Here is a 13,964-nt window from a genome sequence, read left to right as displayed (position 1 = left end):
GGGGGATGAACAAAACCCCACTGATTAAAGTTTCACTTTATTACCATATAAAGTTTCCCGTTTTTTTTTTGTAGCATATTTGTGCGACTTTTGTTTATAATGAATAGTATGGATTTTTTTAAGCAGACCGTTGTATATAAGGTTATATTTGAAGAAAGGAAGTGCCGCATAAGTGAATTTTAAGCAATATTCACCAGAAGAGCTAAAAGAATGTTCAATGATTGAAGTTGTACATAGCGTTTTAGGGAATAAAAGACAAGCAACGACATTCAACGAGTTGGTTCAAGAAATCGCTCAAGTGCTGGGACTATCTCAAGGGCAAGTTAATACGAAACTCGCACAATTTTATACAGATTTAAACATCGATGGACGTTTCATTAATTTAGGAGAAAATCGTTGGGGGCTACGCAGCTGGTACCCATATGAGCAAATTGATGAAGAAATTCTGCCTCAGCCAAAACCGAAGAAGAAACGTAAAGTTGAAGAGGACGGTTTTGACGACTACATCGAAGAAGATGAAGATGAATTCGGCGATGCAGAAGGAAATGCAGACCAAGAAGAAGATGTAGAAGATTTGGACAAGGTTCTTGAAGAAGAAGACGCAGATGATGAAGATGATCTTGATGATGTAGAAGAAGATGATGAAGACTTCGCAGAAGAAGAACTTGAGTACGATGAAACTGAAGAAGAAGAAGAGGAAGAGCGTTAGTTCTTGACTTTTCATTATCGTCCATGTAGAATCATTTTTGGGCTCTTTAAAAAAGGACGATAATACTTTTAAAGTGTAAATATAAAAGAAAATTGCTCCCTACTTATTACTTTATGTGATGAGGGGAGCAATTTTCTTTTTTGTTTTTTGTTTAGAAAATAAAAAGAGCCTAACAATAAGATAGATACAGTGTTATCTACATACGTTGCGCTTTGCAACGGTGATTATATAACAACGAAGTAGAAGGGAGTATTTTCATGACTAAGTATATTTTTGTAACAGGCGGTGTAGTATCGTCTTTAGGTAAAGGTATTACAGCAGCATCTCTTGGAAGACTTTTAAAAAATCGTGGTTTAAACGTAACTATTCAAAAGTTTGATCCATACATTAACGTAGACCCAGGGACTATGAGCCCATACCAACACGGTGAGGTATTCGTAACAGATGATGGTGCAGAAACGGACTTAGACCTAGGTCACTATGAGCGTTTTATCGACATCAACTTAAATAAATACAGCAACGTAACAACAGGTAAAATTTACTCTTCAGTTCTTCAAAAAGAGCGTCGTGGTGAATATTTAGGAGGAACAGTTCAAGTTATTCCTCACATTACTAACGAAATTAAAGAACGTGTATATCGTTCTGGTCGCGAAACAAACGCCGACGTTGTTATTACAGAAATCGGTGGAACTGTTGGTGATATCGAGTCTCTACCATTCTTAGAAGCAATTCGTCAAATTAAGAGCGACATCGGTCGTGACAATGTAATGTACATTCACTGTACGTTAATCCCGTACTTAAAAGCAGCGGGTGAAATGAAAACAAAACCAACGCAACATAGCGTTAAAGAGCTTCGCAGCTTAGGTATTCAGCCGAACATTATCGTTGTTCGTACAGAATTACCTGTTTCTCAGGACATGAAAGACAAGCTTGCATTATTCTGTGACATCGATACAAAAGCAGTTATCGAAGCACGCGATGCAGATACTTTATATGCGGTTCCATTAGCTCTTCAAGAACAAAACATGGACCAAATCGTTTGCGATCACTTAAAATTAGACAATCCTGCTGCAGATATGACAGATTGGACTGCACTAGTTAATAAAGTACGTAACCTTTCTAAGAAAACAAAAATTGCTCTTGTTGGTAAATACGTAGAGCTTCAAGACGCATATATTTCTGTTGTAGAAGCACTTCGTCATGCAGGTTATTCATTCGACACAGATGTAGAAGTGAAATGGGTAAACGCTGAGCACGTAACAGCAGAGAACGTAAAAGAATTAGTTGGCGACACAGATGGTATCCTTGTACCAGGTGGCTTCGGCGATCGTGGTGTAGAAGGTAAAATCGTTGCAATTCAATATGCTCGTGAAAACAAAGTTCCATTCTTAGGAATTTGCTTAGGTATGCAACTTGCATCAATCGAATTTGCACGTAACGTATTAGGATTAGAAGGAGCTAACTCTTCTGAAATTAATCCTGACACACCTTATGCAATTATCGATTTATTACCAGAACAAAAAGATGTAGAAGATTTAGGTGGTACACTTCGCCTTGGTCTATACCCATGTAAGCTTGCTGAAGAAACAAATGCTTACAATGCTTACAACGAGCCGGTTATATATGAGCGTCATCGTCATCGTTATGAGTTCAACAATCAATTCCGTCCAGATATGGAAAAAGAAGGATTTGTATTCTCTGGTACAAGCCCAGACGGTCGTCTAGTGGAAATTATTGAATTACAAGATCATCCTTGGTTCGTGGCAGCACAGTTCCATCCAGAACTTGTATCTCGTCCAAACCGTCCGCAACCATTGTTCCATGATTTCGTAAGTGCTTCTATTACGAATAAAGAGAGCAAGTAATAAAAAAAAGCGCCTGAAATAGGGCGCTTTTTTTAATATTCGTTTAACATTTCATCAATTGTAAATTTCAATCCGTGATAAGCAAATAAAGTTATAATTAAACTTGGGAACCCGTAGCGGTTACCTTCATCATCTGGAATAAGACCTTTTAACAGCTTTGTATCAATATGTACATCTGTATATTGTTCCAGTGATTCAGCACCTTCTTGAATAGCCGAGATTCCAACGATAGATTGGCCGTCTTCATGAAGTTTTTTCGCGGTTGTTATAATTTCTTCATCTGTCGAAAAACGACTAATAAGAAGTACGCGGTCCGCAGAAGTCACTGCCGCCAGTTCACCGTTTTCTATTAAACGTTTTGCCTGTTTCATTGGTTCGGCACCAAATAATGCTTCTGAAACAATACCCTCCATTTCGTTTGTACCATGCAAGTAAATGAAGCCGTCACCAATTAACGCCTGGGCAAGTAGACGAGCGCTATCTTCTATATTCATTTCTTCTTTTTGAGAAATTCTGGAGAAATATCCACTTAATTGAGTCGAGAAAATTTTTAACATGTTGTTGCTCCTTTCTTTCGTGTTAGCTGGTTCTCATTATAGCTTATTTTTTTTGGAAAGGGGAAATAGTAGGGTGGCATAACAAAATAGGAAACGGTAAAATAAGAAAGAATAGGAAGGGATTTGGCAAAGAGTAGCGAAAATAAACCGATAAGATATAAGAAGCTTTAAATCTTGTACTTACACAGAAAGGTTGGGAGTTATGGAAGGAAAAATTTTAATCGTTGATGATCAATATGGCATTCGTGTTTTATTGCATGAAGTGTTCCAAAAAGAAGGTTATCAGACGTTTCAAGCAGCGAATGGATTTCAAGCTTTAGATATCGTGAAAAAAGATAATCCAGATTTAGTAGTGTTAGATATGAAAATCCCAGGTATGGATGGTATAGAGATTTTAAAACATGTAAAAGAAATTGATGAGAGTATTAAAGTGATTTTAATGACTGCTTATGGAGAATTGGATATGATTCAAGAAGCGAAAGATTTAGGAGCTTTAATGCACTTTGCTAAACCGTTTGATATTGATGAGATTCGTCAAGCAGTGAGAGATCAGCTTGCTGTAGAGGCGTAAAAAATGAATTTTTTATAAAAAATATGGAAAAAAGCGTTTACATGGACTATTGAGCAGGTGAATACGGTTGAGTTTTTGAGTACAAGTTGTTATCCTATTGAGTGTAGAAAGAAGTCCGGTATGTAAATATACATATTTTACCTTATTCTGGTCATACTACCAGCGATAAGAACTTATCGGATACAAAAAACGTTTTTTAGGAGGATTCACCATGCCTTTAGTTTCTATGAAAGAAATGCTAAACACAGCACTAGAAGGAAAATACGCAGTTGGTCAATTCAACATGAACAACTTAGAGTGGACTCAAGCTATCTTAGCTGCTGCGGAAGAAGAAAAATCTCCTGTAATCTTAGGTGTATCTGAGGGTGCAGCTCGTCATATGACTGGTTTCAAAACAGTTGTAGCTATGGTTAAAGCTTTAATCGAAGAAATGAACATTTCTGTTCCTGTAGCGATTCACCTTGACCATGGTTCAAGCTTCGAAAAATGTAAAGAAGCAATCGATGCAGGTTTCACATCTGTAATGATCGACGCTTCTCACCACCCATTCGATGAGAACGTTGAAACTACTAAAAAAGTGGTAGAATACGCACATGCTCGTAACGTATCTGTAGAAGCTGAGCTTGGTACAGTTGGCGGACAAGAAGATGACATCATCGCTGAAGGCGTTATCTACGCTAATCCTGAAGAGTGTAAACACCTTGTTGAAGCAACAGGTATCGATTGCCTAGCTCCAGCTTTAGGTTCTGTACACGGTCCTTACAAAGGTGAGCCTAACTTAGGATTCGCTGAAATGGAACAAGTTCGCGACTTCACTGGCGTACCTTTAGTATTACACGGTGGTACTGGTATCCCAACTGCTGATATCGTAAAAGCTATTTCTTTAGGTACTTCAAAAATTAACGTAAACACTGAGAACCAAATTGAGTTTACAAAAGCTGTTCGTGAAGCATTAAACAAAGACCAAGAAGTTTACGATCCTCGTAAATATATTGGACCTGGCCGCGACGCTATTAAAGCAACTGTTGCTGGTAAAATGCGTGAGTTCGGTTCTAACGGTAAAGCGTAAGAATAAAATTCCGTTTTGGAAACCGTCTAGTCTTTTAGACGGTTTCCTTTCGTTGTATAATGAAAGCGTGAACAAGTCTAAAGATTTTATAAAGTGAATTTTTGGTTTGCGAATATAGAAAATAATGTGCATAGTCCTATTAATAAATGTGGTAAGTATCTGAATTGAGGAATTTGATTCGATGAATAGTTAATCTTCATCTATTTGTACAGCAGGGGAGCTACAGGTGATGGTTTTCTACTTATTGGGTTTCAGGATGGAAAGAGTGATTGGGATTCTTAAGGGGGAATCTTCTACTTCTTCTTATAAAGAAGTAGAAGATAAATACATTCACAAGAAGGGAGCTCAATATGGAAAAATTGCTAATTGAAGGCGGAAGAGCTTTAAATGGAACGATTCGTGTGAGTGGTGCAAAGAACAGTGCTGTTGCACTAATTCCAGCGACAATTTTAGCAGATACTCCAGTAACTATCGGTGGCGTTCCTAATATTTCGGACGTGAAAATATTAGGAGACTTACTAGAGGAAATTGGAGGGAAAGTAACTTATGGGCAGGAAGAAGAGATGGTAGTCGATCCTTCTAACATGGTTGCGATGCCTTTACCAAATGGAAAAGTGAAAAAATTGCGCGCCTCTTATTATTTAATGGGTGCAATGCTTGGCCGTTTTAAAAAAGCTGTTATTGGGCTTCCAGGTGGATGTCATTTAGGGCCACGACCGATTGATCAGCATATTAAAGGGTTTGAAGCGTTAGGGGCACATGTTACAAATGAACAAGGTGCCATTTATTTAAGAGCAGATGAACTACGTGGAGCGCGTATTTATTTAGATGTTGTTAGTGTAGGAGCTACGATTAATATTATGCTAGCGGCTGTACGAGCGAAAGGTAGAACTGTTATTGAAAATGCAGCAAAAGAACCAGAGATTATTGATGTAGCTACATTGTTAACGAGTATGGGAGCACGTATTAAAGGTGCTGGTACAGACGTAATCCGAATTGATGGTGTGGATTCTTTACATGGTTGTCACCACACTATCATTCCAGATCGTATTGAAGCTGGTACGTATATGATTTTAGGAGCAGCGTCAGGAGGAGAAGTAACAGTTGATAATGTTATTCCTCAGCATTTAGAATCCGTTACTGCGAAGCTAAGAGAAGCTGGTGTTCAAGTTGAAACGAACGATGACCAAATTACAGTGAACGGCAATAGAAAGTTAAAAGTAGTTGATGTAAAAACGCTTGTATATCCAGGGTTTCCAACAGATTTACAACAGCCGTTTACAACGCTTTTAACAAAAGCGCATGGAACAGGAGTTGTAACTGATACAATTTACAGCGCACGTTTCAAGCATATTGATGAATTGCGCCGTATGAACGCACAGATTAAAGTAGAAGGCCGTTCAGCGATTGTGACTGGACCTGTTTTATTGCAAGGTGCGAAGGTGAAAGCGAGTGACTTACGAGCTGGTGCGTCCCTTGTTATTGCGGGTTTAATGGCAGATGGCATTACAGAAGTAACGGGACTTGATCATATTGATCGAGGTTACGAAAATATAGTAGACAAGCTTAAAGGGCTTGGTGCAAACATTTGGCGAGAACAAATGACAAAGCAAGAAATTGAAGAAATGAAGAATGCATAAAGTGAAACTTTAATCAGTATGGGATATCCCATGCCGATTATTAGCCCTCACCAATCGGGATAAGGTGGTGATACTTCCGTTAATGGGGAGCGAAGAATCACTACTAACGGAAGTACACTTTATAGAAAAACACGGTTCACAAAATACGGCAGAAATATAAAGACTTAAAGGAGAGGGATTATTGTGGAAAGAAGTTTATCTATGGAGTTAGTACGTGTAACAGAGGCTGCAGCATTATCATCAGCGCGTTGGATGGGGCTCGGAAAAAAAGATGAGGCAGATGGTGCAGCAACATCAGCTATGCGTGATGTATTTGATACAATTCCGATGAAAGGTACAGTTGTAATTGGCGAAGGTGAAATGGATGAAGCGCCAATGCTATATATCGGAGAGAAATTGGGTACAGGATATGGACCACGCGTAGACGTTGCAGTTGATCCTTTAGAAGGGACCAATATCGTAGCGGCTGGCGGCTGGAATGCGCTTGCTGTTATTGCAATTGCAGATCACGGCAATTTGTTACATGCTCCTGACATGTACATGGATAAAATAGCGGTTGGTCCAGAAGCGGTTGGTGCAGTTGATATTAACGCACCTATTATCGACAACTTACGTGCAGTTGCGAAAGCGAAAAATAAAGATATCGAAGATGTTGTAGCGACAGTTTTAAACCGTCCACGTCATCAAGCAATTATCGAAGAAATTCGTAAAGCTGGTGCTCGTATTAAATTAATTAACGATGGAGATGTAGCTGGAGCAATCAATACAGCATTTGACCGTACCGGTGTAGATATTTTATTCGGTTCTGGTGGAGCACCTGAAGGTGTATTAGCTGCGGTTGCATTAAAATGCTTAGGTGGAGAAATTCACGGGAAGCTCTTACCTCAAAACGAAGCTGAATTAGCGCGTTGCAAAAAAATGGGTATTGAAGATATCAATCGTATCCTTCGTATGGAAGACTTAGTAAAAGGTGACGATGCAATCTTTGCAGCAACAGGTGTAACAGACGGAGAACTATTACGAGGCGTTCAATTTAAAGGTAGCGTCGGAACAACACAATCCCTTGTTATGCGTGCAAAATCAGGCACAGTACGCTTCGTAGACGGCCGCCATAGCTTAAATAAAAAACCGAATTTGGTTATTAAATAAAAAGCGTAAGCGGCTCGTTCAGAATGGGAGGGGGATGGAGCTTCAGACGTAGAGGCGCTCTCTGTCTCGTAGGAAGAAGTGAAGCCACCGACCATTCTAGCCGCTGGAACTGGATTAAATAAAAGAAAAAATGCCTTATCTATTCTGCCTTAAAATCAGGCGAGTAGAAAAAAGAAAGAAATATGAAAAGCGAAGATAAATTTTCTTGTCTTCGCTTCTTGTATTTGTGTTTCAATGTATTGATTAAAACTAGATAAAAGGGTTACAATAGTGAATATTACCCTACTTGAACTTATTGCCTTTCATTATTATTTATTTGCCTTCCGTATTTTTCCCCTTTACCCATGTGAAAAGAGAAAAACGTTAAAGTGTGGTGTCTGAATGAATTTGTCAATTGCAGCATTAGAAAACATGAAATTAAAAGAGTTATACGAGCTTGCGAAGGAATTTAAGATTTCGTATTACAGCAAGTTAACGAAAAAAGAGCTAATCTTCTCTATCTTAAAAGCTCGAGCAGAAAAAGAAGGTTTCTTTTTCATGGAAGGCGTATTAGAAATTATTCAATCAGAAGGATTTGGATTCTTACGTCCTATCAATTATTCTCCAAGCTCAGAAGATATTTATATCTCGGCTTCGCAAATTCGTCGTTTCGATTTACGTAATGGAGATAAGGTTTCTGGTAAAGTACGACCTCCGAAAGAAAATGAGCGCTATTTTGGATTGCTACAAGTTGAAGCTGTAAATGGAGATGATCCAGACTCAGCAAAAGAGCGTGTACATTTCCCTGCATTAACACCGTTATATCCAGATCGCCAAATGAAATTGGAGACGGAAACGAAAAAGTTACCGACACGCATCATGGATTTAATCGCACCAGTTGGATTTGGACAACGTGGTTTAATTGTTGCGCCTCCAAAGGCTGGTAAAACAAGTCTGTTAAAAGAAATTGCACACAGTGTTACAACAAATCATCCGGAAGCAGAATTAATTGTACTTTTAATTGATGAGCGTCCAGAGGAAGTAACAGATATTGAACGTTCTGTTAAAGGTGATGTTGTAAGTTCTACTTTTGATGAAGTGCCAGAGAATCATATTAAAGTAGCTGAGCTTGTATTAGAGCGTGCAATGCGTCTTGTAGAACATAAAAGAGACGTTGTCATTTTAATGGATAGTATTACCCGTTTAGCGCGTGCTTACAACCTTGTTATTCCACCGAGTGGTAGAACCTTATCGGGTGGTATTGATCCAGCTGCTTTTCATAGACCGAAGCGTTTCTTCGGGGCTGCGCGTAATATCGAAGAGGGCGGTAGCTTAACGATTTTAGCAACAGCGCTTGTTGATACAGGGTCTCGTATGGATGATGTAATTTACGAGGAGTTTAAAGGAACTGGAAATATGGAACTTCACTTAGATCGCTCATTAGCTGAGCGCCGTATCTTCCCAGCGATTGATATTCGTCGCTCTGGTACGCGTAAAGAAGACCTATTAATTCCGAAAGAACATTTAGACAAACTATGGGGTATTCGTAAAACAATGCGTGATACACCAGACTTTGTTGAAGGCTTCTTACGTAAACTTCGTCAAACAAAGACAAATGAAGAATTTTTACAAAACATTGTTGCAGACTCAAAAAGGTATGTAGCAACTAAGTAAAGGGAAAAGATTGGGACTCGCTTATTTCGTAGTAAGCGAGTTTTTTATGTTTTTAAGGGAATATTAGAGAGAGTAATATATGGAAATAATTTTGTTTTTTGGGATGAAAATCATATTTGGGTCGAGAGCTTGAAGTGTCCTACGATTCTGAGCGAGCCGCCTCCACTTTTAATTTTAAAAAGACAAAAACAGGTAGTTGCAAAATGGAGTTAGCCTTGTTATAATTTCATCATATGTGTTTCATCAATATAGTTGTGTAAGCAGCTGAAGATGAAAAACTCTGTTTCGAAAATGATTCAGGGCGGAAGGAGATGAAAAGAATGAAAGCAGGAATCCATCCAAATTACAATAAAGTTGTATTTATGGACACGAACACTGGCTTCAAATTCTTAAGCGGGTCTACAAAAGGCTCTAGCGAAACTGTTGAGTGGGAAGATGGTAACACTTATCCATTACTAAAAATTGAGATCAGTTCTGATTCTCACCCATTCTACACTGGACGTCAGAAGTTTGCTACTGCAGACGGACGTGTTGACCGCTTCAATAAGAAATACGGTATTAAGTAATAAAGAACATAAAACAGGCAAGTGTATGTATTCGCTTGTCTGTTTTTTTTGCGAAAATATTAAACCTTTACCCTACTTTAGATTAGGAAAGTAGATGAAAGGAGAGCTCAATGTACTTAATGAATCAAAATGGTTGGATTGAAGTGATTTGCGGGAGTATGTTTTCTGGAAAATCAGAAGAGCTCATCCGCCGTATACGCCGTACGCAATTTGCGAAACAACATGCGATTGTATTTAAACCATGTATTGATAATCGTTATAGTGAAGAAGATGTTGTATCACATAATGGATTAAAGGTTAAAGCAGTTCCTGTTTCAGCTTCAAAAGATATATTTAACCATGTAACAGAAGAAATGGATGTTATTGCAATCGATGAGGTACAATTTTTTGATGGGGACATTGTGGAAGTGGTGCAAGTATTGGCAAATCGTGGCTATCGTGTCATTGTAGCTGGATTAGACCAAGATTTCCGTGGTCTACCATTTGGACAAGTTCCTCAGCTGATGGCGATTGCTGAACATGTAACTAAATTGCAGGCAGTTTGTTCTGAATGTGGATCTCCTGCAAGTCGTACGCAACGTTTAATCGATGGAGAACCAGCGGCATTTGATGATCCAATTATTTTAGTTGGGGCTTCAGAATCGTATGAACCACGTTGTCGTCATTGTCATGCAGTACCTACAAAACAAAGATAAATGAAACTCGCTATGTAGAGCGGGTTTTTTTCGAAAATAGATGAAGATTGGTGGCGAGCTCTTCGTGTCTAAGAACCTCCGCTACTCAAGGTAAAAAGCACCTTTTGTACGAGAGAACCTTAGCTATTCTGAGCGAGCCGCTTGCGCTTTTAAATATTATCTAGCTCCAGCGGCTAGAATGGTCGGTGGTTTCGCTTCTTCCTGCGAGGCAAAGAGCGCCTCTCTGTCAGAAGCTCCAACCTCCTCCCATTCTGAGCGAGCCGCTTGTGCTTTTAAATATAATTTGCGTTTTTTTGATTAAGTACCATATACTATTTGTATTAGATACTAGGATGTAGAGGTGAATGGTGTGTTAGATCGTTTGCAAGCTGTAGAAGATCGTTATGAGAAGTTGAATGAGTTGTTAAGTGACCCAGAGGTTATTAGCGATACAAATAAGCTTCGTGAGTATTCAAAAGAGCAATCTGATATTCAGGATACGGTAGAGGTGTACCGTGAGTATAAAGATGTTCGTGAGCAATTAAGAGATGCAAAAGCAATGTTAGAAGATAAGTTAGACGCTGATATGCGTGACATGGTAAAAGAAGAGGTTTCTGAGTTAGAAGGTCAAGAAAAAGTATTATCAGAGCGTCTGAAAGTTTTACTTGTTCCAAAAGACCCTAATGATGATAAAAACGTTATCGTTGAGGTTCGTGGTGCTGCTGGTGGTGACGAGGCAGCTTTATTTGCTGGTGATTTATATCGTATGTATAGCCGTTATGCTGAGGTGCAAGGTTGGAAAACTGAAATTATCGAAGCGAGCTATACAGAGTTAGGTGGATATAAAGAGATTATCTTTATGATTAACGGTAAAGGTGCTTTCGCTAAGCTGAAATTCGAGAATGGTGCTCACCGTGTACAACGTGTTCCTGAAACGGAATCTGGTGGACGTATTCATACATCTACAGCAACTGTAGCTGTATTACCAGAGGCAGAAGAAGTAGAAATTAATATTCATGAAAAAGATGTTCGTGTTGATACGTTTGCTTCTAGTGGCCCTGGTGGACAAAGCGTTAATACAACGATGTCAGCGGTACGTTTAACACATTTACCGACTGGTGTAGTTGTATCTTGTCAGGATGAGAAATCACAAATTAAGAATAAAGAAAAAGCGATGAAAGTATTACGCGCACGTGTTTATGATAAGTTTAGACAAGAAGCGCAAGCTGAGTATGATCAAAACCGTAAACAAGCTGTTGGTACGGGAGATCGTTCAGAGCGTATTCGTACGTATAATTTCCCGCAAAACCGTGTTACAGACCATCGAATCGGTTTAACGATTCAAAAGCTAGATCAAATCCTACAAGGTAAGTTAGATGATTTCATCAATGCCTTAGTGATGGAAGATCAGGCTCAAAAGATGGAGGCAGCTGAGTAATGCGTGTCTATGAAGCCCTGAAATGGGCTTCTTCTTTTTTACAGGAAAATGGACGAGATGAAAATGCGGGAGAAATTGTCCTTTGTCATGTATTAAAGACGAACAGAACTGGAATGCTCATGAATATGCGTGAAGAAATAACTGCGGAACAAGAGAAAAGTTTTGCACAATTTATCCACAAGCACGTAGAAGGTACTCCGATCCAATATATGCTCGGTTATGAAATGTTTTATGGCCGCTCATTCTTTGTAAATGAAGAGGTATTGATACCAAGACCGGAAACAGAGGAACTTATAGTTGGGGTGCTAGAGAGAATTGAGCGCCATTTCGGTAATGAGGAGCTTCACATAGCGGATATTGGAACAGGTAGTGGAGCGATTTCTATTACGCTCGCTTTAGAAAATAAAAATCTTCATGTGTATACAGTAGATATCGCGCAGGAGTCGATTGAAGTTGCAAAAGAAAATGCAAAAACTTTAGGGGCGGATGTAACTTTCTATCACGGCGATTTACTGTCTCCGTTTTATGAAACAGGTCAGAAGTTAGATGTTGTTGTTTCCAATCCTCCGTACATACCAGAGGAAGATTGGCGTGGTCTTTCTACTGTTGTGAAGGAGCATGAGCCGAAGCGTGCGCTTGTTGGTGGGGAAGATGGACTAGATTTCTATCGTCGTTTTATGGAGGAATTGCCGAATGTATTACAGAAAAAGGCGATTGTGGCGTTTGAAATTGGTGTAGGGCAAGGTGAAGATGTGAAAGCATTATTACAGCAAACTTTCCCGCGCGCTCAAGTTGAAGTTGTATTTGACATTAATGGAAAAGATCGCATGGTATTTGCAGAGATGGAGTAAGGTATAAGCCTTACTCTATTTTTTGTATGAAAAATTCGTAACTACTCAGCCATACATTTCATTTGGAATTTTGGTAAGGAGTATTATTCCAGTGAAAATACGCACCTTATTACCTATAGATTGCTGTCATAAAGATAAAAATGGACATACACTTTGTTACCTGTCTTTGTTTTAAAACTTTGTGCGTGGCAGGAAAAGGCCCTGACCGCTCCTATACATGGCCAGTCCCTCTCGCCAATGAAAAAATGCTTTTCTATCGGTTTTTTACATAGATTTTGAATTTAATAGTTTAGAAAGATGAAAGTCTGTCCACACTGTTTGTAGAGGGGACGGTGGAGGAAATGAAAAAACAAGTTATTGCTTATTTTCTTTTATTATTAATTGGTGCACAGTTACTTGTGCAGTTTGGATATATGAAAGCTGATGCAAAAGGGCCTACTGTTATTCCGAAAGAGGCCGTTCGATTACGTATTTTAGCTAATAGTGATTCCGATAAAGATCAGGCATTAAAACGTAAAGTACGTGATGAAGTGAAAGCGCAAATTGATGGATGGGTAGCGGATTTAACGTCATTTGAAGAAGCGCGAAAAGTAATTCAAAATCATATTCCTGAAATTGAAAAGACAGTGGAGAATACGCTGAAAAGAGAAGGAAGTAAAGAGGCATTTCAAGTGAAATTCGGTAAGAATGTGAAGTTTCCTACAAAGGTATATGGGAATTTTATTTATCCGGCAGGAGAATATGAAGCGGTACTTATTACAATTGGAAAAGGTGAAGGTGCAAACTGGTGGTGTGTATTATTTCCACCGATGTGTTTCTTAGATTTTTCAAGTGGTACAGCTGTAAGGAAAGAAGAACATGTTGTGAAAGCTGAATCTCCTGAAGAGGAGCAGGTGAGACAACCAGATGAGGAAGTAGTGGATGCACCGGAGAAGAAAGTGGATAAGGTGAAAGAAACGAAAGTAGTAAAGCCGGAAAAAGCTGAAAAAGTAACAGCCCAGGAAAAGAAAGTAGTAAAACATGAAACGCAAGTAGAAGAACAGCCTGTAAAAAAAGTAGAAACAACAACTGTGGAAAAAGTGGAAAAACCTGTGGAGCAAAAACAAGAAAAGGAAAATGAGTATGTAACAGTAGAAGAGGAAGAAGAAAAACCAGAGGTTAAATTATTTATCGTCGAAGTTTTTACATCTTTATTCTCTAAATAGTACTATTACCAAATCCT

At 38.8% G+C, this 13,964-nt stretch carries 13 protein-coding genes; 12 read left to right on the top strand and 1 reads right to left on the bottom strand.

The features are described from left to right. Positions 1 to 172: 172 nt before the first annotated feature. Both rpoE and pyrG read left to right on the top strand, forming a co-directional pair. Positions 173 to 709 (top strand): DNA-directed RNA polymerase subunit delta, encoded by a 537-nt coding sequence (rpoE, locus tag MHB76_RS25380; RefSeq protein WP_016106723.1) that lies wholly within the window; start codon positions 173 to 175, stop codon positions 707 to 709. A gap of 257 nt (positions 710 to 966) precedes the next feature. Further along, positions 967 to 2,574, top strand: a complete 1,608-nt coding sequence (gene pyrG, locus MHB76_RS25375; protein ID WP_016106722.1) for a CTP synthase — start codon at positions 967 to 969, stop codon at positions 2,572 to 2,574. Between the two features lie 32 nt (positions 2,575 to 2,606). On the opposite strand, the gene MHB76_RS25370 is transcribed toward pyrG, so the two are convergent. Next, entirely contained in the window at positions 2,607 to 3,131 is a 525-nt protein-coding gene (locus tag MHB76_RS25370; protein ID WP_002159767.1) for a DUF2529 domain-containing protein, read from the bottom strand. Between the two features lie 202 nt (positions 3,132 to 3,333). Between MHB76_RS25370 and spo0F the strand changes: the two genes are divergently transcribed. The 10 genes from spo0F to spoIIR all read left to right on the top strand — a co-directional run bounded on the left by spo0F (position 3,334) and on the right by spoIIR (position 13,947). Next, positions 3,334 to 3,702 carry a sporulation initiation phosphotransferase Spo0F gene (spo0F, locus tag MHB76_RS25365; RefSeq protein WP_000398592.1) on the top strand — a complete coding sequence of 123 codons (369 nt, stop codon included), beginning with the start codon at positions 3,334 to 3,336 and terminating at the stop codon, positions 3,700 to 3,702. Between the two features lie 211 nt (positions 3,703 to 3,913). Beyond that, a complete protein-coding gene (locus tag MHB76_RS25360) occupies positions 3,914 to 4,771 on the top strand; it encodes a class II fructose-bisphosphate aldolase (protein ID WP_002159768.1) in 858 nt (285 codons plus the stop codon). Positions 4,772 to 5,121: 350 nt separating this feature from the next. Then, positions 5,122 to 6,411, top strand: coding sequence for a UDP-N-acetylglucosamine 1-carboxyvinyltransferase (gene murA, locus MHB76_RS25355; protein ID WP_078174952.1), 1,290 nt, complete (start codon positions 5,122 to 5,124; stop codon positions 6,409 to 6,411). Between the two features lie 183 nt (positions 6,412 to 6,594). Continuing rightward, positions 6,595 to 7,560 (top strand): class II fructose-bisphosphatase, encoded by a 966-nt coding sequence (glpX, locus tag MHB76_RS25350; protein ID WP_078174951.1) that lies wholly within the window; start codon positions 6,595 to 6,597, stop codon positions 7,558 to 7,560. A gap of 381 nt (positions 7,561 to 7,941) precedes the next feature. Then, positions 7,942 to 9,213, top strand: coding sequence for a transcription termination factor Rho (gene rho / locus MHB76_RS25345; protein ID WP_002159771.1), 1,272 nt, complete (start codon positions 7,942 to 7,944; stop codon positions 9,211 to 9,213). Positions 9,214 to 9,533: 320 nt separating this feature from the next. Then, the gene (locus MHB76_RS25340) at positions 9,534 to 9,779 is read left to right on the top strand and encodes a type B 50S ribosomal protein L31 (RefSeq protein WP_000643447.1); all 246 of its coding nucleotides are present in this window, start codon (positions 9,534 to 9,536) and stop codon (positions 9,777 to 9,779) included. Between the two features lie 110 nt (positions 9,780 to 9,889). Further along, complete coding sequence (locus tag MHB76_RS25335) at positions 9,890 to 10,474, top strand: thymidine kinase (protein WP_002016305.1); 585 nt, start codon at positions 9,890 to 9,892, stop codon at positions 10,472 to 10,474. Positions 10,475 to 10,823: 349 nt separating this feature from the next. Then, entirely contained in the window at positions 10,824 to 11,891 is a 1,068-nt protein-coding gene (gene prfA, locus MHB76_RS25330) for a peptide chain release factor 1 (protein WP_002144724.1), read from the top strand. Beyond that, entirely contained in the window at positions 11,891 to 12,742 is an 852-nt protein-coding gene (gene prmC, locus MHB76_RS25325; RefSeq protein WP_002159772.1) for a peptide chain release factor N(5)-glutamine methyltransferase, read from the top strand. Before prfA ends, prmC begins: the two co-directional genes overlap by 1 nt. A 341-nt stretch (positions 12,743 to 13,083) precedes the next feature. Further along, a complete protein-coding gene (spoIIR, locus tag MHB76_RS25320; RefSeq protein WP_340988029.1) occupies positions 13,084 to 13,947 on the top strand; it encodes a stage II sporulation protein R in 864 nt (287 codons plus the stop codon). Positions 13,948 to 13,964: the final 17 nt, after the last annotated feature.

Source organism: Bacillus sp. FSL M7-1345, from assembly GCF_038006985.1.
Taxonomy (GTDB): Bacteria; Bacillota; Bacilli; order Bacillales; family Bacillaceae_G; genus Bacillus_A; species Bacillus_A cereus_U.
The sequence above is the reverse complement of the archived record's forward strand: the minus strand, read 5'-3'. Positions and strand labels throughout refer to the sequence as shown.